The 19395-nt window shown below is 44.8% G+C and carries 18 protein-coding genes; 11 read left to right on the plus strand and 7 right to left on the minus strand.

The window, feature by feature from the left end; genetic code table 11:
• From FE296_RS18795 to FE296_RS18805, 3 genes are all read left to right on the plus strand, one after another.
• The gene (locus FE296_RS18795; RefSeq protein ID WP_076216431.1) at positions 1-1206 is read left to right on the plus strand and encodes a cation:proton antiporter; all 1206 of its coding nucleotides are present in this window, start codon (positions 1-3) and stop codon (positions 1204-1206) included.
• Between the two features lie 340 nt (positions 1207-1546).
• Complete coding sequence (gene exlX / locus FE296_RS18800) at positions 1547-2263, plus strand: expansin ExlX (protein WP_150365971.1); 717 nt, start codon at positions 1547-1549, stop codon at positions 2261-2263.
• Between the two features lie 109 nt (positions 2264-2372).
• A complete protein-coding gene (locus FE296_RS18805; RefSeq protein ID WP_150365972.1) occupies positions 2373-3320 on the plus strand; it encodes an alpha/beta hydrolase in 948 nt (315 codons plus the stop codon).
• A gap of 74 nt (positions 3321-3394) precedes the next feature.
• Here the strand turns inward: FE296_RS18805 and FE296_RS18810 are convergent, their stop codons facing one another.
• Entirely contained in the window at positions 3395-4273 is an 879-nt protein-coding gene (locus tag FE296_RS18810; protein ID WP_150365973.1) for a PhzF family phenazine biosynthesis protein, read from the minus strand.
• A gap of 198 nt (positions 4274-4471) precedes the next feature.
• Here FE296_RS18810 and FE296_RS18815 point away from each other — a divergent pair, with 198 nt between their 5' ends.
• Entirely contained in the window at positions 4472-5398 is a 927-nt protein-coding gene (locus FE296_RS18815) for an NADP-dependent oxidoreductase (protein ID WP_150365974.1), read from the plus strand.
• Here the strand turns inward: FE296_RS18815 and FE296_RS18820 are convergent.
• On the minus strand, positions 5382-6017 hold the full coding sequence (locus tag FE296_RS18820; RefSeq protein ID WP_150366031.1) for a type 1 glutamine amidotransferase family protein: 636 nt from the start codon (positions 6015-6017) through the stop codon (positions 5382-5384). The genes FE296_RS18815 and FE296_RS18820 overlap by 17 nt on opposite strands.
• 197 nt (positions 6018-6214) lie before the next feature.
• Here FE296_RS18820 and FE296_RS18825 point away from each other — a divergent pair, with 197 nt between their 5' ends.
• From FE296_RS18825 to FE296_RS18835, 3 genes are all read left to right on the plus strand, one after another.
• Positions 6215-6952: a cyclase family protein gene (locus tag FE296_RS18825; protein ID WP_124115844.1), complete on the plus strand. Its 738-nt coding sequence runs from the start codon at positions 6215-6217 to the stop codon at positions 6950-6952.
• Between the two features lie 167 nt (positions 6953-7119).
• Positions 7120-7856, plus strand: a protein-coding gene (locus tag FE296_RS18830) for an IS5 family transposase (protein ID WP_411860588.1) whose coding sequence is annotated in 2 segments (ribosomal slippage) — positions 7120-7456 and positions 7456-7856 — 738 coding nt in all. Because the reading frame shifts where the segments join, the coding sequence is not laid out codon by codon here.
• A 117-nt stretch (positions 7857-7973) separates the two neighbouring features.
• Entirely contained in the window at positions 7974-8504 is a 531-nt protein-coding gene (locus FE296_RS18835; RefSeq protein WP_190945347.1) for a hypothetical protein, read from the plus strand.
• Positions 8505-8720: 216 nt separating this feature from the next.
• Here the strand turns inward: FE296_RS18835 and FE296_RS18840 are convergent, their stop codons facing one another.
• Positions 8721-9221, minus strand: coding sequence for an AAA family ATPase (locus FE296_RS18840; protein ID WP_223868932.1), 501 nt, complete (start codon positions 9219-9221; stop codon positions 8721-8723).
• A 189-nt stretch (positions 9222-9410) separates the two neighbouring features.
• Entirely contained in the window at positions 9411-9611 is a 201-nt protein-coding gene (locus FE296_RS18845) for a hypothetical protein (protein WP_124116421.1), read from the minus strand.
• Between the two features lie 211 nt (positions 9612-9822).
• On the opposite strand from FE296_RS18845, the gene FE296_RS18850 reads away from it, so the two are divergent.
• From FE296_RS18850 to FE296_RS18860, 3 genes are all read left to right on the plus strand, one after another.
• Positions 9823-10275 (plus strand): hypothetical protein, encoded by a 453-nt coding sequence (locus FE296_RS18850; RefSeq protein ID WP_223868933.1) that lies wholly within the window; start codon positions 9823-9825, stop codon positions 10273-10275.
• A 490-nt stretch (positions 10276-10765) separates the two neighbouring features.
• Positions 10766-11773, plus strand: a complete 1008-nt coding sequence (locus FE296_RS18855; RefSeq protein WP_124115847.1) for an ROK family protein — start codon at positions 10766-10768, stop codon at positions 11771-11773.
• A 61-nt stretch (positions 11774-11834) separates the two neighbouring features.
• Entirely contained in the window at positions 11835-12476 is a 642-nt protein-coding gene (locus FE296_RS18860; RefSeq protein WP_150366033.1) for a sugar O-acetyltransferase, read from the plus strand.
• 56 nt (positions 12477-12532) lie between these two features.
• Here FE296_RS18860 and FE296_RS18865 read toward each other — a convergent pair whose 3' ends face one another.
• The 3 genes from FE296_RS18865 to FE296_RS18875 form a co-directional block, all read right to left on the minus strand.
• Positions 12533-14353 carry an ABC transporter substrate-binding protein gene (locus FE296_RS18865; protein WP_150365976.1) on the minus strand — a complete coding sequence of 607 codons (1821 nt, stop codon included), beginning with the start codon at positions 14351-14353 and terminating at the stop codon, positions 12533-12535.
• 73 nt (positions 14354-14426) lie between these two features.
• On the minus strand, positions 14427-15938 hold the full coding sequence (locus FE296_RS18870; RefSeq protein WP_150365977.1) for an ABC transporter permease: 1512 nt from the start codon (positions 15936-15938) through the stop codon (positions 14427-14429).
• A gap of 36 nt (positions 15939-15974) precedes the next feature.
• Positions 15975-17417, minus strand: a complete 1443-nt coding sequence (locus tag FE296_RS18875) for an ABC transporter permease (RefSeq protein WP_223868934.1) — start codon at positions 17415-17417, stop codon at positions 15975-15977.
• A gap of 143 nt (positions 17418-17560) precedes the next feature.
• Here FE296_RS18875 and FE296_RS18880 point away from each other — a divergent pair, with 143 nt between their 5' ends.
• Complete coding sequence (locus tag FE296_RS18880; protein WP_150365978.1) at positions 17561-19312, plus strand: ABC transporter ATP-binding protein; 1752 nt, start codon at positions 17561-17563, stop codon at positions 19310-19312.
• Positions 19313-19395 lie beyond the last annotated feature (83 nt).

Here is a 19395-nt window from a genome sequence, read left to right on the forward strand (position 1 = left end):
ATGGATATGCTCATATTTGAAGTGGGAATTGCCGTTGCGCTGATTACACTTACTGGGCTGATATCTTCACGATTACGATTTTCGGTCATTCCTTTCTATATCCTGATTGGTATGGCTGTTGGACCACATGCACCACAGATCGGCATAGTGGATTTACGTTTTATCGAAAGTTCGACCTTTATTGAATTTATGGGCAGGCTTGGCATTTTGTTTTTGCTATTTTATCTGGGTTTGGAGTTCTCGGTCTCCCGGTTATTAAAGTCGGGTAAAGCCATTCTGACCGGGGGCATGTTCTATGTTGGTCTGAATTTTGTCTCTGGATTGCTGTTGGGGTGGTTCATGGATCTGCCCCTTCAGGAGACACTCGTTGTCTGCGGGATCATGACCAGCTCTTCTACAGCGATTGTAGCTAAAGTGCTCGTTGATCTGAAACGAACGGCAAACCCTGAAACAGAGATTATCATGGGCATGATCATGTTCGATGACTTGTTCATCGCAATTCATATCTCCATCCTGACTGGGCTTGTGCTCAGCGGGGCAACTTCATTCTTAAGTGTTCTGCTGGTATCGCTGTCTGCCCTGCTGTTTATTGTGCTGTTCCTGATTATTGGCAGGAAAAGCATCAAATATATTGATAAGGCACTGAATATCAAGTCATCAGAGTTGTTTCTGCTTACCGTCATGACACTGCTCTTCCTGGTGGCCGGTTTCTCGGAGACGCTGCACGTAGCGGAAGCTATTGGAGCGTTGATGATGGGGCTTGTGTTGGGCGAATCAAGACATGTGAGTCGGATTGAACATCAGATCATGCCTTTCAAAGATTTTTTTGGTGCAATTTTCTTCTTCAGTTTTGGCCTGACCATCGAGCCGGCTTCACTTGGCGGAGCTGTTGGGATGACGATTATTGCCGTTATTCTGACGATTGCCAGTAACTATGGTGCAGGTATGATCGCTGGCAGACTGGCTGGAATGAGCCCTAAGGCCTCATTGAATGTGGGCTTTACCCTGGTCTCGCGGGGCGAATTCTCCATTATCATGGCGAACATCGGCAAGGCCGGAGGGCTGATGGCATCCATCCAATCGTTTGCCGTGTTGTATGTGTTAATTCTGGCTGTGCTGGGGCCTATCTTGACAAAAGAATCTCCACGGATTTACGCATCGTATGAGCGACTAAGAAAGCGGATGAAACGAAGGGAAACGGGTTGAGCCGGTGCGGCCGTCGCTGGGCAGCCAGGGTATTCTGACCGTAGTGTTTAATAAGCGCCACACCATTTGGAGAGCGAAATTACTCCGGGGTGTGGCGTTTTTTTTATTACATGGAACCCATCCAATACAGTCTTGTTATTATACTTCTTCTTCCACCAAATTATGGTATGTATCCATATCTTGTGCGTGGTCGTGAATGTTCAAGTCCAGAGGCAGGACTATAGATGTGATTTGGTAGATAGGGATTGATAATAAACAGTCATTATGTAAAATAATGTTATATTCAATTCTAGCAGTTGAACACATTATGTACACGAGAACGGACGAGGAGGAATAGCTCATGAACAATAAAAGTAGATTTCAAAGGTTAAAATGGGCCGGTACAGCGATGTTGCTCAGTCTCGTATTATTTGCTCTACCTGCATCTGCTGCATGGAATGATACATATCAGGGTTATGCGACGTATACGGGCTCAGGCTACTCGGGAGGTGCAGTGTTGCTTGATCCCATCCCGGCGGACATGAAGATTACTGCACTTAATCCGCTCCAACTCAATTATAACGGTGTCAAAGCCGCTTTAGCGGGAGCATATCTCGAGGTGCAGGGTCCTAAAGGCAAAACAACCGTCTATGTAACAGACCTCTATCCAGAGGGTGCCAGCGGAGCGCTGGATCTCTCGCCGAATGCCTTTAACCTGATCGGTGACCCAAAGGCAGGCAAAATCAATATCAGCTGGAAAGTGGTCAAAGCTCCAATTCAAGGCAACGTCTCCTATCGGATCAAGGAAGGCAGCAGTCAGTGGTGGGCAGCCATTCAGGTTCGTAATCACAAATATCCGGTGCTGAAGTTCGAAGTGAAACAGAAGGATGGTACGTGGCTCAATCTTGAAAAGCAAGACTATAATCATTTCCTCGGAACCGGACTGGGCAAAGTAAAACTAAACGTTCGTATTACTGATATTCGCGGTCAGGTATTAAATGACACGATCCCGGCTCTGCCTAATGATGGATCGGGTGGTGCATATATCGTACCGGGCAATGTACAGTTTCCCGATTGACAGATATACGGAGTTGTTATAAAAAGAAGTATGGTCATAGACGTATTCTTAACGAAAAGTCGTACACTGTACGGCTTTTTTTGTATACGAAAAGAGGAGAATGTACCGTATGAAAAAAAGTTTGCCTTCATATCAGACAACACATCCCTATTGGAAGCAGTATCAGGCCTTTTTCCCGGAAGAAGTGAGGCTAGGGGAGCATATAGCTCCTGAAGAAGAATGGTGGGAGTCAAATGGGGTTCATTTGCATATCGATCGTTTACCTGCGCCGGAGTCTTCAATCAAAATTCTGTTCATTCATGGTGCGGGAGGCAATGGCAGGTTGCTCGCTCCGTATGCCCGCATGTTGCAGCGACATGGATACGAGGTGGTATCGCCGGATCTTCCGCCGTATGGGTTAAGTTACGCAATGGCTGGTACACGTATCAACTACGAACTTTGGATAGAGTTACTTGTTTCACTCATCGAACGGGAATACAAAAAAGACGGCAAGCCAATCGTTGTATTGGGAAGTAGCATCGGAGGGATGCTTGCCTATCATACCAGTGCACGCAGCAAGCGGATTAAGGGTTTGATCGCAACTACATTTGTAGACACGAGTAATCCGGAAATGCGTGACCAGCTTGCGCCGAATCGTCTGGTGAGCCGGGCGGGAAAACGTATGATGGATCTGTTCCCTGGTCTGCTGGATCATGTACGTATTTCGGTCAAACAGGTATCCCGTATGCAACTGATTACTAATAACAAGGACTTAACCCGGCTTATTATGAATGATCCACAAGCGGCAGCTACACGTATTCCGTTGGAATTATTAAGAACATTCCTTAATAAAAAACCGGAGGTAAGCCCGGAACAGTTCAATCAGTGTCCGGTCCTGTTGGTTCACCCTGATCTGGACCCCATGACACCGATCAGGTTCAGCCAATCTTTTTTTGATCGTCTGGTGGTGGACAAGGAATGTGTGATCTTGGAAGGGGCAGGCCATTTTCCTATAGAGCAGCCAGGACTGAACCAGTTGGAGGTAGCGGTACTACGATTTTTAGAGCAAATTCAATGATGACCACAGGCCAGGCTACTACACTGCTTCGCATAAGATAGTTTACATATCCTAAGTACGTAAAACACCTCCCACTAAGGGAGGTGTATTTTGATGTTTTCGATATGAACTGCGCTACCGCCAACCTGAATCTGTGTGATTTCATTAGAGCTATCCAGCGTTAATCGGGCTCGGATTTCGGAGGGGCGGTTCATGGTATACCCTTGTCTGATCTTGTACGTGTGATGATGAGGATCTGTGAGTTGGTTGTACTGGGATAAATAACAGAGCATGGCACCATTGGATGTGCCCGTTGCGCTCTCTTCCGGTATATCATAAAGTGGTGCAAAATTACGGCATTCTGCCAGAACGTCCATAACATCTGATTCGAGTGTAAACACGTGATAACCTATAGCGTGATGAGCCTTGCTTATTTCAGTGATACGCTGGAAGTCAGGATCGATTTTGGTCAGAACATCAACATCTTTAACGGCTATCATGATATCGGGTAGCCCGGTAGACACAATCTGTACAGGTAGCTCGGAATGCAAATCCTCCATAGAAATACGTAACGAATCGGCAATCTGCTGTCGATCCACGATCTCCCCAAACTCCGGCAACGTCTGAGACAGATAAACTTCTCCATTGACTTCGATATCAACTTTAAGAATTCCGGCCAGTGTCTCCAGTGTATATGTACCAACATTAACGAGCTTCTGTGTCTTCATTAGATAAAATAAAGCAATTGTGGCATGTCCACATAGATCGACTTCATCACTTGGGGTGAAATAACGCACGTTGAAATCAGCCTGATCCGAGGGCATAACAAATGCAGTTTCTGAAAAACCGACTTGTCTGGCAATCTCCTGCATCTGGGTTTCAGACAAATGCGCTGCTTGTAAAACAACACCTGCGGGGTTTCCGCCATAGGCCTTGTCCGAAAATGCATGTAATGTACTAACTTTCACTTCCATCGTGTTACCTCGCTTGTTCAAGTATTGGATTAAGGTTTAACATAATCGATAATCGACATTATATCATGATTGTTGAACTGGATAGTGAAACCCAGATTGCTGCGATTTCTTGAATGAATAGGTCAAGTGACCGCAGGGAAAGGGTAATGAAGGGAGAGAGCGTATAACGATAATCCATTGGAAAGGCTGGGATCTCTAATGAAAGCAATTGTGATTGAAGAATTTGGTGGAGCAGAACAATTGAAGGAAAAGGAAGTAGCCAAGCCAGCATGTGGAGTGAATCAGGTGTTAATTCGAACACATGCCACGTCGGTGAACCCGGTGGACTTCAAAATCAGACAAGGTGATATGAAAGAAGCAGCGGAGAGTTTTCCGTTGATTCTGGGCGGCGATGTTGCGGGTATTGTGGCTGAAGCAGGTTCAAATGTCACGCGGTTCAGAGAAGGTGATCGGGTATTTGCGCGTCCGCGTCAATTCGGAACTTATGCAGAATATGTTGCTGTCGATGCAGACATTATTGCCCGTATACCGGAGAACTTGAGCTTCGAGGAAGCGGCAGCGATCCCGCTGGCTGCGATGACGGCTTGGCAAGCCCTTGTGGATCATGGACGTTTAGGCAAAGGGCAGAAGGTACTCATTCATGCTGGTGCAGGCGGTGTGGGAACGTATGCAATACAGATTGCCAAGTCCCTCGGCGCTGAAGTGGCTTCCACGGCAAGTGAATCAAACGAAGCGTTGCTTCGCTCGTTGGGTGTAGATCATTTTATCAATTATAAAAAAGAAGATTTCTCGGAGATTCTCTCCGGTTATGATGTTGTGCTGGACACCATGGGCGGTGATATTCAGCGCGATAGCTTCAAGGTGTTAAAGTCTGGCGGACATCTGGTGTCCTTGGTGGAACAACCGGATGAGAAGCTTGCCAAGGAAGCCGGAGTAACGGCCAACGTTTTCATGATGGAGCCCAAAGGGGATCAACTGGATCAGCTGGCTGAACTGGCTGCGGAAGGCAAACTCAAATCGGTTATTGATGGAACGTACCCGCTAACTCAACAGGGATTACGGGAAGCACATGAGAAGAGTGAAACCCATCATACCCGCGGGAAACTGGTTATTCAGGTGCAATAGAATTCATTAACTGGTAGAAGTATTTGGACTCATGAGTCTGATACAAATTGAACCAGGCCTGTAATGTTTCTGGTGCAAAGACATTCAACAGCTTCAACACATGCATCGTAAATTCTAACGGAGCTATTCCAGATGCAGTAACTACATTTCCATCGGTTACTGCTAGCTCCGTTACATAATAGGCCTCTCCAGTATAATCTGGGCATATCATCTTCAGGTATTCTAAATCATTGCTTGTATGCTGTCTGGAATCCAGTATCCCTATTTTTGCAAGTGCAACTGTGGCACCGCAAATCGCCGCAATAACCGTACCTTCTTCTATGGAGGCAGCAACTTTTTTTAATAGAGGATCATGGATGGTGTCCATCCAGGTGTTTCCTCCTGGAAGAATGATGACGTCGTTACCTTTCAACGTACATTCATCAATAGAAATATGTGGAAGGATGTTTAATCCGCCCATGGTAGTTACCGGATGTTTATCTACACCTACCGTTACGACCTGCAAAGGTTCGATCTCTTTCCTGAAATACCTTCCCGAGTTCAATTCAGCAGTTAGATATCCTATCTCCCAGTCTGACATCGTATCAAATACATATAGATATACGTTCTTCGTTTGCATCATACATGCTCCTTTTGTTTTCATGATTGAATGGATTACTCTTGTATTATAAATAAACTTCACTGACATCTATGGTCAGTGAAGTTTTTAAATTTGAAAATTAGCAGCCCTAAAAACTTTAGGGATTGCTCCCCAATTGTATTGTAATAAGATATAATAGGAGAAATTTATTCCATTTTGTGCATGAGGTGATTAGGATGTCCAACGAACTCATTCAAGCCATTCAATTGTTAAAAGAAAAGAAATGGGTGGATTTGACCCATACGTTTGGACCGGACTCTCCACATTTTTCAGCTTTTGAGGCAGCACAATTCGATACACTGTTTGATCACGATCAAGGTTTCTTTGCCCAGAGCTTCAAGTTCCCAGGTCAATACGGGACACATCTTGATGCGCCGATCCACTTCGTTCGGGATACCCGGTATCTGGATGAGTTGGGCTTGAAGGAGCTTGTATTGCCACTTGTGGTCATTGACCAGTCCGCTGAAGTGCAGAACAATCCGGATTTCACACTGGATGTGGAGCATATTCTTGAATTTGAAAGAGAGCATGGCGTGATTGAAGCTGGAAGCTTTGTAGCCTTACGTACCGATTGGAGTAAACGCTGGCCTAGCCATGAAGCATTTGATAACAAGGATGCGGAGGGTAACAGTCATGCGCCTGGATGGTCGGTTCGTGCGCTCATGTTTTTATTTGAGGAAAGAAAGGTACAAGCCATTGGGCATGAAACCTTTGACACGGATTCAGCGGTGGATTATCAGAAGAATGGAGCACTTCTGGCAGAATATTATGTACTCGCCCAGGATACATATCAAGTTGAGCTGTTAACAAACCTGGATCAGGTGCCGGCTAAAGGTGCGGTGATCTTCAACATCGTACCGAAGGCGGAGAAAGCATCTGGTTTTCCAGTTCGATCCTTTGCCATTTTGCCGTAAAACGGGGTAGATCAAAAGCTGAAATAGATAAATAAGGCACAGAATTCAGAATGATACTCAAGTGGACAGCCGGCTAAATAGCCGGCTGTTTTTCAGTTAACGGGCAGATTAGTTTAGGGTGTGTCTTCAAACTGATTAAATGGTAATAGATGGGTTAATTATATTAAATGAATATACGATACGAAATTCACGAGAGACAATGGCGGCTAATTCAAGATTTGTTTCCACCTGAACGAAAACCACAAGGAGGACGTCCTGCGGTGGACAATCGAATTATGTTCAACGCGATGTTATGGGTAGCTCGTTCAGGTGCCCCTTGGCGTGATCTACCAGACTACTTCCCCAATTGGAAATCCGTCTACACCCGCTTTCGACGCTGGCAGAAAGCGGGCATTTGGGATGAAGTGTTAAAGCATGTTTCCCTAGATTCTGACGAGGAAAGTGTGATGATTGACACCACGATTGTGCGAGTTCACCAGTATGGATCAGGCGCAAAAGGGGGCAAAGCAAGCAAGCGATCGGACGTTCCCGAGGGGGATTAAGCACGAAAATTCATGCGGTAGTTGACGCGTTAGGAAATCCACTTCGCTTCGACTTGACCGGAGGCGAAGCGCATGACTCCGTCCAAGGTTTCGAAATCCTTAAAAGCATGAAACTGACCCGGAAGCAAGTCCTGGCCGACCGAGCGTATGATACGAATGCCATTCGGGCCTTTTTAAAGGAACAACAGGCCATACCGGTGATTCCCGGAAAGAAAAATCGCCGAATGACCCTAAAATATGATCGGGATGTCTACAAAGAGCGCCATTTGGTGGAATGCTTCTTTAATAAAGTAAAGAATTATCGTCGTTTAGCGACTCGTTATGATAAATTAGCGTGTACATTCAAGTTTTTTTGGCCTTAGCATCCATTATGGTGTGGCTTGCTTGAGTTTGAAGACACTCCCTAGTGAAAAGGGAATAACATACCGCATATAGAATACTTTATTTTTAAAAGGGAGGGAAACACATTGCATAGTGGGATGAATAAGAGACAATTTATTGAGATGACAGTTAAAGAACAACATTCTGTAGTATTTAAAGTTAATAATCGAGATGAATTTTTCCGTGGTGTTGCTAAAGAATTAAAGGAAGGCTACCTATTTGTTGAAACAGAAGAGGGTAAAGACTTTAAATTTAAAATGGATGATATCATTGAGATTTATGCTATTAAGTCTTCATCCCCAAAGCATAGTGCTATCCAATCCCACAGTTTGATGAAAGGTAGCAATGATGACCTTGAGAACCTTGAGAACCTCGTACTCCAGTTTGAAAGTTTAAATGATGATGTAAAGGAACAAATTACCTCTTCTTTATCAAAAGTGCTTAGTAAGCATGTGATCATTTCGAAAATGGATATAACTTCATACAATGTATCTGAAATTGAAATGATTACTAACACGATAAATGGTTATCTACTCACTATTAGAACACTGGATATTCCTTCCGAATTTTTCGAATCATACAACCAAAAGACTTGTTTTGGTAAAGAGCTAGATCACAATCAAGAATAGCCTAAGGGAGGAAAAATTATATATGCTAAAATAGCAGGTCGGGAACTGTCAAAAATCCCTGGGAGGTGAGTATTTAAAAGAAGGAATTAAAAATGTTGAAGCTGAACTTACGCTTTATAAAACAAAGAAAGCAGCCGATCATTGTGATTGGATGCTTTGTTTAACAAGGTAATAGATTGGTCGAACTGGGCGGTTTTGTACAGTGCGAAGAAGTGATCAGCTAGTGGAGTGGGCAATGAGCTCAAGCTCGTTTACAACTTCATCAAGCGGCTTCCTGGTATCGATCTCAACAGTAGCTCCAGCACGTAAGAGAGGCTCAACACTTGCGACGTTTTGTATAATTTCTTCACGTTGATCGACAGTTTTTCCATAATCGTTCGTCTTACGGGAAGCTACACGTTCAAGGATTACTTTGAGGGGGGCGCTTAACAATACTACTGCATCAAACATCGGGTAAAACTTCCCCTGATTTGATACACAACCCGAAATGAATAAAGTACCTTCGCTATGTTCAGTGAGCAGCTCATCAATTCGATTCTTGTTCCATAACCACCCAGAACCATCAACATTCTCGCTCCAACCATCATAATCGGTGTCGATAACGCTATGCCCTCTATGAGCAAGTTCGCCCAGAACCGTTGATTTACCTGTACCCGACATTCCTGTCACCAGAATTATCGCCTTCTTTTTTGATATTGAGCCCGAAGTATTTGTCATATTTTCACTCCCTTTATAAGAAAGTCAGGTAAGAAAGTTATCAAGAACCAAGCCTAGCTAGGGTTTGCTTTATTAGAAGCATAAATGTGTGCTTTGGCAAACTTATGGGTTAAGTCACAACTAACTAATCTAAATGATTCAAATATGTAAATAGCATGGGAGGCGTAATACGCCTCCTTTTTTATGTTGTTACTTTTGATCCGAGTGAGGATCTGTATTAAATCTTTGAGAGATTTTTTTCTCTGTTTTCTTACGCCGTATCCAGCGCTTGAGTATGCCTTCTTCTTTGCGTTCTTGCAGTGTTTCCTTCAAACCTTGAATCATAAATTCCGATCTTCGTCTGTCATCCCGACTAATCTCGCGTAATTCCTTAATAAATTTGTCGTCCATATCTGCCTCTCGCTTATTCAGGATAATCCCATTATACCGAACGTACGTTCTTTTATCAAGTTTTTCCATTACGAATGATTTTCGAGATTCAATATAGTGAAAAGAAGCACAGGAACAATACGCGGCATGTGTGAGAATGGTACTAGAGGGTTTGAGCATAGTCCTCCATATATGAAGTTGAGAAACGAGAGAACGGAAGGAGCAATTCATGATGAAGCAGCGTGAAGGCAGATCGTGGTTACTCATTTTGATGCATGGAATGCTGGGGATTGGGGCAATCGTTGGAGGAGTCATTTTAATCATAGACCCATCCGGAAGTATGGTGAATTTGCCCGCATCTTTGTTGGAGAATTCTCCGTTTGCCAGTTTTTTGTTCCCGGGGATCATCCTATTGCTGGTTCTTGGCGCGATGCCTATAATGATAGCTATTGCACTCATCCGCTACACTCATTGGGCGCCGGGTGAGAGGCTGAATCTCTATCCTGACCGCTACTGGGCGTGGACTTTTTCTTTATATACGGGGTTTGCTCTCATCATCTGGATAATGGCGCAGGTATACTGGATTCAGGATGTCTCTATTATTCACTTGGTCTATTTTGCATGGGGAGTGGGTATTCAAGTTGTGACCTTATTGCCCGGGGTACAGCGAACATATTCGAAATAAACTGCTTGCATATGGAACAAACGGCTGTCGAAAGAATCGTTGAATGATTCTTTCGACAGCCGTTTGTTATGGCATCGAGCGGAAAGTTGTTGCTGTAGTTGACAAAGAACTGATATCCTCGCATACTTACGTAATATACTTTATAAAGTTTATTTATTAACTAGAGGAATAGTGACGTGTGGTAAGTATCGTAAGATCATAATCCGCATGAAATAGGGAGGTAAGTATGGATGGTATACGTTATTATGGCAGTTATAATATGGTCAGGTACCTTTGCAAGTATGGTCTTGTCCAAGCAACCGATTGAAGTGAAGCCTGTGAAATCGATGGATGATTTGTTTGAGTGAACCAAGTAGCTCTGCCGATTTCGATCCATCGCCAGCACGATGGAACTCATGTGTTCGAGTAAGGCATTATGTTATGATATGGTGTAAATGACATCCATACCATTGCTTTGGCTCCATTGAACCAGAGTAGAAACGAGAGGGTTATGAAAAAAGCCAACGCTACAATGATGAAATACATCAATTTGAATAATGTGCGTGAAGTCATGCAGCAGATTGAGACGGCGACCAAACCGCAATTAGCTTTATTAACCAATCTTAGTGTTGTTACCATTAATGCGCTGATTCAGGAATTATGTGATGGCGGAGAGTTGTTCCAGGATAAAGTGGTTCCCTCTAACGGCGGTCGTCCTGCGCAGGCATATCGATATAATTATAACTTCAAACTTGCTTTGGTTCTTTACATCAAAGAGATGAAAGGCCAGGAGTTGATTTCGGCAACGGTCATGAATCTGGAGAATAAGGTTCTGTTGAAGGAAGAGAGCGTCTTGCCTGCTTTAGATAAACAGCATGTGCTGCAACTTATCGCGCGTTTCATTGCGGAGTATCCTTCCATTGATATGATCGGCATCGGTATTCCGGGGCAAGCCGTGGATGGGGACATCACGGTGAGCAGTCATGAAGAACTTATCCATTCACATCTGATACGGGAGATCGAGAGCGAGTTCCAACTGAAAGTTCTCGTGGAAAATGACGTTAATGCAGCGATTAGCGGATACTGTACACAGCATGCGGATATGAAGGAACAGAGTGTAGCAGGCGTTTATTTTCCGAACCGATATCCGCCGGGTATGGGCATGATGTTGAATGGACAGATGATCCGCGGGAATAAAGGGATGTTTGGTGAGATTAAGTATCTTCCTTATTCACCTGATTGGCAAAGTGACATGAGCAACGATGATTTTGTGGTGCAGGTATGTCATATTCTGCAAACGATTAATGCCGTCGTTGCCCCGCACCAGATTGTCATTTATCAGGAACGTGTGGAGAGAGAAGAACTGGACTTGGCGTGGAAACAGTACATGGAGCAGCATCCCATGCCGTCATTGCCCGAGATCGTACATCAGGATTCGTTCCAATATGATTTTGATGCTGGGTTACGAGGAATGGTGCTTCAGGCGTTGAAGTCAGGCATTCTATCAGAAGCCTTATAACCCACAGTTCATGTCTGTGGCTTTTATTTTATAAGCTAACTCTTGTAGAGGAGGATTCATGATGCGTGAAGAAGAGAGAATCATGAAGGGCGTATTGTTTAGTCCAAGTGATCCGGAATTAAAGACTATTAAAAGGCGGGCCCATAATCTCAGTCAGCGTTACAGTCAGACCTTTGAGGAACAGACGGAGGAAAGGGATCAGATATTGCAACAGCTACTGGGGCAGATCGGTAAAGGGGGATTCCTGCAAGGTCCCATCTTCTTTCATTATGGTGTGCATACCCGGATAGGCGATCACTTCTTCGGTAATTACAATCTGACGATACAAGACGATGCGCAAGTGACGATTGGGGACTATACCAGTTTTGGACCGAACGTTACGATTGTCACTCCTGTTCACCCCATGATTGCCCGTGAGCGGAGACGGATGATGGATCAGAACGGTGATGTGAAGTCGCTATGTTATGCCAAACCGGTCACGATTGGAAACGATGTATGGATCTCCGCAAACGTCACAGTGTGCGGGGGCGCAACGATTGGAGACGGCTGTGTGATCGGAGCAGGTAGCGTGGTGACCCGTGATATTCCACCGCATTCTTTTGCAGCAGGCGTACCGTGCAAAGTTATTCGCAAAATCACAGAAGCGGACAGCATGCGAAATTACCCCGATGTTCTGGCAGATTGCCGTGTGCTGGAAGAATAAAAAGGCTGTCACTAGGATCGGTAGATGATCCAGTGACAGCCTTTTTTGGTATACGTTTATTTGGAGGCGTTATAGTTGCTCAAGAATTCTTTTACTTTTGCAGGATCAGCTTTCAATTCATTCCCGGTCGGAACGAACGGGCTTACTGTGGAGTATGCTTTGAGTTTGTTATTCTTGTAGAAACTCAAAATTTCATCCTGATTAATGGAGTACAGTACGGCTTTTCTCAAATCACTACTCTTGGCCACATCACGGTTGGCCGTGTTGAACAAGAGATAAGAAACGGCGTTGCTTGGAATGCTTTGCAGATGCAATTTGCTGTCATTTTTGATAATGTCATACTTGGTTTCAGGCACACCGTAGTATAAATGAATTTCACTGCTGCGAAGAGCAGAGAGGGCGCTGTCTGCATCCGCGATGAACCGGACATTGACCTGAGCAATTTTTGGTGCATATTCAGTGCCTTTGCGGTATCCCGGATTTTGCAAGAATACAGCTTCATAGTCATTTTTATAAGATAAAATATAAGGTCCGCTAGTATAAAGGGTGTTATTGTATGATGCGCCTTCAGTCACCGTGTTCTGATCACCGTAAGGAATATCTTTGTTGACGTCAAAAGAAGCTACATCATAAGTGTTGATGCTCTCCACCTGTTTTTTGGACACGATCCCGGCAGATTGGTGAGCCAGGTAGTTCAGCACTTGTGGGAAAGGTTCCGTTGTTGTCAGTTTAACGACCTGATATTTACCTGCGCTATTATCTGCTTTGGTTTTGTCAGTTACGAGTTCTGTAATTTTGCTGCCCAGTCCTTGTTCCAATGCTTCGAGGATTGTGCCGTTACCGCTGGATTGTTTAATGGATTGCAAAGCACTCAGATCCGTTACAACCTCAGCTTCTTTGATGTGTTCATGCAGACTGTACGTCCGGTGATCCGGAACGGAATCTTTATTTTTAGCACGATCCAGGGAGAAGATCACATCATCTGCACCGACACGCTCTCCTGTATCTACAGCTTTTTTGTTATCAATCTTCGCAAAGTTGATATCGTCTCTGAGAATGAAGTAGTAGTCCGAATTACCTTCAGCAATACTGAAATTATGGGACAGTGATCCTTCTGCTGTCAGCTGATCATCATCCGTCAAGTTAACGAGACGTACATACATATTGGTGTTCAACTGGTTGATGGAGCCGTCGTTTCCTTTGATCGGATCAAGGGAAGTCAGTACGGATGCACTTTGCGTCAGAATCAACGGATCTTTGGCATTTTTGGAGCTGTCTTTGAACTCAATCGGTTCCCAAGCCATGGCGCGGGATTTGGAGAGACGAACGGTGTCAACATTCAGAATGTCTTTGTTCACAGCCTGACTCTTTAGGGAAATGTACAGAGGCGCGATATACGCCTGATCCGTTACCAAGCGATCTTCCAATTGTTTGTACGTGTCTTTGTACTCATCTGGAGTTTGAGTAGCTGCCTGATCGATGAGCTTATCAAGTTCCCCATCTGCAAGGATACTGTAATCTCCACCTGTTTTGAAAAGGGAACGCACCGCATAATCGGGATTTCCCGTTACCGTGGTCCAGCTGGACAAGGCAATGTCATAATTCCCTGCATCCTGCTGGGATTTGAAGCTACCGTAATCCGGCTGAAGGTTCAACTTCACATTGAAGCCGTTTTTAGTCAGCTGGTCGCGTACAATGTTTACATCATTTTCGGAAGAACTCATGGCGAGCAGTTCAATGTCAGCCGTTTTTTGTGCAGTTTCAGTTGTGTCCGCTGGTGCGGTCTCCGCCTGGGATTCGGTTTTCGTTTTTACACTGCAGCCAGAAATCACAATGACGAGAATTAGTAGCAATGAGATCAGTGTCCGTTTTTTCATGGGATTACCCTCCGTATTTAGAATGTGTGATGTGTGATTTCTTTTTTCTATATCATTCATTTCGACGAATCATTTAGGCCTTCTCCAGCTTGGGATCGAGCGCATCACGCAGACCGTCACCGAGAAAGTTAAACGAAAGAACCAGCAGAATAATAGCCAAGCCTGGATAAATCGCCAGATAAGAATGGGTTTCCAGGTATGTACTGCCGAGCTTCAGAATGTTACCCCATTCCGGAATATGCGGCTCCACGCCGAGTCCCAGATAACTCAAACTGCTGGTAGCAATAACGGCTCCACCAATCGTGAGTGTGGATTTGATAATCATGGGCGCAAGGGAGTTGGGAATAATGTGTTTGAAAATAATCGTACGATTGTTGTACCCCAGTGCACGTGCAGCTTCCACAAATTCAAAAGTAGAAACATAGAGCACACTGGCTCTCATCGTACGGGCGTAAGTTGGAATCGAACCCAGACTCAGCGCCAGAATGAGATTGACCGTATTGGCTCCAAACGCCGCAATAATCGCAATGGCGAGCAGAATTCCCGGAATGGCATAGAGAATATCGAGCAGTCGCATGATGATGTTATCCGTATGCCTTCCGTAGAAGCCGGAGAATGCTCCGAGGACTCCACCGATCAACACTGGAATGATGGTCGACATACAACCTACGATTAAGGAGATTCGAGCACCAAATACAATCCGGGAAAATAAACATCGTCCGAAGTCGTCCGTTCCCAACGGATACGCAAGGGAAGGGGGTTGAAGCAGCGCCGAGTAGTTATTTTCCACAGCCATGCTGTAGTCAAAGGTAAAGAAGCTGCAGATCGATATCGAGAACAGGAAAACGATAAAAAACAAACCGGACATGGCAGTCATATTTGGAGCAAGGCGCTCCCACAGATCGTTCCAGAAGTTTGATTTTTGTTTCCCCTGTCTGCGAATGCGTCCAATGATGGAAATGCCGAGCAAGAGTGCAAATACATTCCCTGTGATTGAGGTCAGAATCAGTATTACACTGACACCGATCATCCAGCGAGGGAGGATAGAGATCGCGTTATATCGCGATACGATAATCAGTACGACCAGGTCAATAACGAGAATAAATATGAGCACAGCCATGGCTGGCAGAAAGTTGTCAGCCACATAGGGTTTGAAAACATTTAATGCGGATACACCGATGACGAACAGCTGGGTTAACAGCATATACACCGCAAAGGTATACTCCACATTCCTCGCTTTTCGAATCAGATGAAAGGCTGCCGTTACGATAAATATATTGCCAGAAATGATAGCAAGTAACTGAACCCAGGCGATCCTGCGAGTCAGAGCAGTGACCGTACCCGTTCGGATCAAGTCTTTTCGAATCCGAAGGGTGATGATACTTTGAACCAGTGTGAAGAATACATAGATCCCAAGTATCAATAGCAGAAATGGTTTGAACGCCTGCTCGCTCCAGTCATAACTGTTGAACAGCAACAAGGCAGTCAAGAGAAGGGACGTGATCCAGGCGAAGCTGGCCTGACTGTATTCGCGAGAAGACTTAAGCTGGAAACGCATTTCTTGTGTTAAGGACGAGTTTGTCATAATACACCTGCTTTAAGAGGTAGTTCAACACACACTTTAATATTGTTTCATCTTGGAGCGTACTCTTGGATCAATAAAAGCATACAGCAGATCAACCGCTACATTGATAATGGAGATCGTAATTGCTGTGTAGATTACTCCGCCCATGATACTCGGAATATCGGGGATGAATTGTTTATCCACAATGTAGCTCCCGAGACCGCTGATATTAAACACTTTCTCGGTTACTGCTGCTCCGCCCAACATGGCTCCGAATTGAAGTCCAACCACCGTTACGATGGGAATCAATGCATTGCGCACAGCATGTTTCAGCATGACTTGGCGTTCGCTTAATCCTTTGGCACGGGCGGTCATGACATAATCCTCATGAATGACTTCCAGTGTAGAAGACCGGGTCATCCGGGCCACCGCAGCTGTGAGTCCCGTGCCAAGCACAATGGTTGGCATAATAATCGATAGCCAATTTTGTGGGTTGAAGGTGGCGGGAAGCCACTGCATTTTGATGGAAAAGTTCAGAATGAAAATAAGTCCTTGCCAGAAATTCGGGATCGATAATCCAATCAGAGCGATAAACATAAACGTATAATCGAACCATGAATTAGGCTTAATCGCTGAGATAATACCGATGGGTAATGCAATGACAAGTGCTAACAGCAGGGAGATGACCGCGAGAGTCAATGTAATCGGAAACTTTCTTGCAATCGTTGCTGTTACGTCTTCATTTCCTGCAAAAGACTTGCCAAGATCGAAGAGAGCAACTCCCTTAATATTGTTCCAGAGTTGTGTAAGATAAGGCTGATCCAAGCCATATACCTGATTGAATGCGGCAATCTGTTCCTGCGTTGCTGTCTCTCCCAGAATGTTAGCTGCCGGGTTGAACGGAGACAGATACAAAATTGTAAATACGAGTGTAGCTACGCCCAGAATGACAAATACCGTCATCAGTATTCTTTCAAATATGTACTTTAGATAAGGATTACCATACAAAAACAGGATGCTATACATCAGACAGCCTGGAATAATGGATATCGCGAAAAACCATGGTTTGTCGATCAGTGAGTGGAACGTATCGGCCATTGTAAGACGTTGATGTCCTTGTTCCTGAAGTATGCGTGATGTCCGCTCCTTCAACTCTGTCTGAACACTTTCCTCCAACCATTCCTCGGTCTGATGCTTGAATTCTCCCTCACTGACCTGCTGCTGGAAAAAACGATGTTTGCGACGCAGTTGTTCTTCCACTTCCAACTTCAGCCTGTTCCGGTAGGAAGAAGCGAGCAGTTCTTGCTCAGCCGCCTGTCTGGCAGCTACCCAGCCGTCATTTTTTCGATTCGAACGCCATATTAGAAACACGACCAAATTGATCGGTAATCCAAGAATGAACAGAACGTATCGATAGGAAGGATGAAGCAGCATTTTTCCATATATAAAGCTTAAATTGTGTCCCAACCGTGAGATTCTACTGCCTTCAGCAAGATTCAAACCAAGCGTGCCTCCTTTCATTCAGGTTTAAATTGCATTATTCCGATTGATATAGTATATATTATTTAGGGTCTAAACAATTGTCAAGGTATTAATTGTATACATATGGGTATGTGAAAAAACGGATGAGAGCTGGTGATTGCATGGAACCTTTACTGAAAGTTAATGAGTTATCTGTCTCTTTTCACTCCGGAGAGAGTGAGTTTCAGGCAGTGCGAGAAGTGAGTTTTGAAGTGCGCAAAGGCGAGACGCTGGGCATTGTAGGAGAATCAGGCAGCGGAAAAAGTGTAACCGCACGTTCCATTATGAGGCTGCTTGCATCGCCGCCTTCACAGATGAAAAATGGAGAGATTCTGTTTAAAGGGGTCGACCTGGCCAATAAAACGCAGAAAGAGATGGAAAGCATCCGTGGGCGTGATATTGGTATGATATTTCAGGACCCGATGAGTTCCCTTAATCCGACCATTAAAGTGGGTAAACAGATCTCTGAAAGTCTGATCAAACACCAGAAGGTGTCCAAAAGGGAAGCCAAGAAGCAGGCGATTGCGATGATGGAGCGGGTAGGGATAACTCGCAGCGAAATACGCTACAACCAGTATCCGCACGAATTCTCAGGAGGCATGCGTCAGCGGGTCATGATCGGTATTGCACTTGCTTGTCGTCCTGAATTGCTCATTGCCGATGAGCCGACAACCGCACTGGACGTTACAATTCAAGCACAGATTCTGAGTTTGATGAAAGATATGCAGGATCAACTGGGTACATCGATTATTCTGATCACGCATGATCTGGGCGTAGTGGCAGGCATGTGTGATCGGGTTGTTGTTATGAAAGAAGGACAGATCGTGGAGACTGGGACGACGACAGAGATTTTTGCTAATCCCAAACACCCGTATACGATCAGACTTCTGAATGCATTACCACGTCTGGATCAGAAGAAAAAGCCAAAACCGGTATCGTTGGTCCAGAGAGATCTGGAGGATGATCAGCCGTTACTTGAGGTGAAATCACTCAGACAACATTTTAATCTGGGGAAAGGCAATACCTTAAAGGCCGTGAATGATATCAGTTTCCATATTCGTCAAGGAGAGACACTCGGCGTTGTGGGAGAATCCGGCAGTGGTAAATCGACCACGGGGCGTGCCATTCTTCGATTGCATGAGCCAACAGGTGGGGATGTCCTGTTTAAGGGAGTTCCGCTTAATCGTCTGTCCGCTTCGGAGATGAAAACGATGCGCAGACATATGCAGATTATTTTCCAGGACCCTTATGCATCGCTGAATCCCAAAATGAGGATTATGGATATCATTGGAGAAGCCCTTGATATTCATCAACTTGCAGGTACAGCATCTCAGCGGGAGAAGCGGGTGGAGGAACTACTGGAGATGGTGGGTCTTGATCCTACCCATGCGCAGCGTTATCCACATGAATTCTCAGGTGGACAGAGACAGCGGATCGGTATAGCTCGAGCTCTGGCTGTGGAGCCGGAATTCATCGTATGTGACGAACCATTGTCTGCACTGGATGTGTCGATACAGGCTCAGATCGTACAATTGCTTGAAGAGTTACAGCAGCGACTCGGATTGACGTATCTCTTCATCGCGCATGACTTGTCCATGGTCAAACATATCAGTGACCGAGTAGCTGTCATGTATAACGGGAAAATTGTGGAGCTGGCTGAGAGTGAAGAACTCTATTCCAACCCGCAACATGCCTATACCAAGGCATTGCTGTCCGCTATTCCTGTGCCTGATCCGGCGATCGAAGCGAAGAAAAAGAGGCATGTTGTCAAAGAAGCAGCCAGAGAAAATGTGGAAGTAGAGGACCGTTATAATCTGGAGCATTCCAAATGGGTAGAAGTCACGGAAGGACATTGGGTTGCCATATCTGGCTAGATAGTGAAATATATAGTCTTTTTCAACGACAAAAGAACCCCGACGATGATCTCCATAGATCGTTATCGGGGTTGAGTTATATG

Source organism: Paenibacillus sp. UASWS1643 (assembly GCF_008693195.1).
GTDB classification, from domain to species: domain Bacteria; phylum Bacillota; class Bacilli; order Paenibacillales; family Paenibacillaceae; genus Paenibacillus; species Paenibacillus amylolyticus_B.

Coding starts and splice junctions, on each gene's coding strand:
- FE296_RS18795 (WP_076216431.1), top strand. CDS start 1: ATGGATATGCTCATATTTGAAGTGGGAATTGCCGTTGCGCTGATTACA.
- exlX (WP_150365971.1), top strand. CDS start 1,547: ATGAACAATAAAAGTAGATTTCAAAGGTTAAAATGGGCCGGTACAGCG.
- FE296_RS18805 (WP_150365972.1), top strand. CDS start 2,373: ATGAAAAAAAGTTTGCCTTCATATCAGACAACACATCCCTATTGGAAG.
- FE296_RS18810 (WP_150365973.1), bottom strand. CDS start 4,273: ATGGAAGTGAAAGTTAGTACATTACATGCATTTTCGGACAAGGCCTAT.
- FE296_RS18815 (WP_150365974.1), top strand. CDS start 4,472: ATGAAAGCAATTGTGATTGAAGAATTTGGTGGAGCAGAACAATTGAAG.
- FE296_RS18820 (WP_150366031.1), bottom strand. CDS start 6,017: ATGCAAACGAAGAACGTATATCTATATGTATTTGATACGATGTCAGAC.
- FE296_RS18825 (WP_124115844.1), top strand. CDS start 6,215: ATGTCCAACGAACTCATTCAAGCCATTCAATTGTTAAAAGAAAAGAAA.
- FE296_RS18835 (WP_190945347.1), top strand. CDS start 7,974: ATGAATAAGAGACAATTTATTGAGATGACAGTTAAAGAACAACATTCT.
- FE296_RS18840 (WP_223868932.1), bottom strand. CDS start 9,221: ATGACAAATACTTCGGGCTCAATATCAAAAAAGAAGGCGATAATTCTG.
- FE296_RS18845 (WP_124116421.1), bottom strand. CDS start 9,611: ATGGACGACAAATTTATTAAGGAATTACGCGAGATTAGTCGGGATGAC.
- FE296_RS18850 (WP_223868933.1), top strand. CDS start 9,823: ATGAAGCAGCGTGAAGGCAGATCGTGGTTACTCATTTTGATGCATGGA.
- FE296_RS18855 (WP_124115847.1), top strand. CDS start 10,766: ATGAAAAAAGCCAACGCTACAATGATGAAATACATCAATTTGAATAAT.
- FE296_RS18860 (WP_150366033.1), top strand. CDS start 11,835: ATGCGTGAAGAAGAGAGAATCATGAAGGGCGTATTGTTTAGTCCAAGT.
- FE296_RS18865 (WP_150365976.1), bottom strand. CDS start 14,353: ATGAAAAAACGGACACTGATCTCATTGCTACTAATTCTCGTCATTGTG.
- FE296_RS18870 (WP_150365977.1), bottom strand. CDS start 15,938: ATGACAAACTCGTCCTTAACACAAGAAATGCGTTTCCAGCTTAAGTCT.
- FE296_RS18880 (WP_150365978.1), top strand. CDS start 17,561: ATGGAACCTTTACTGAAAGTTAATGAGTTATCTGTCTCTTTTCACTCC.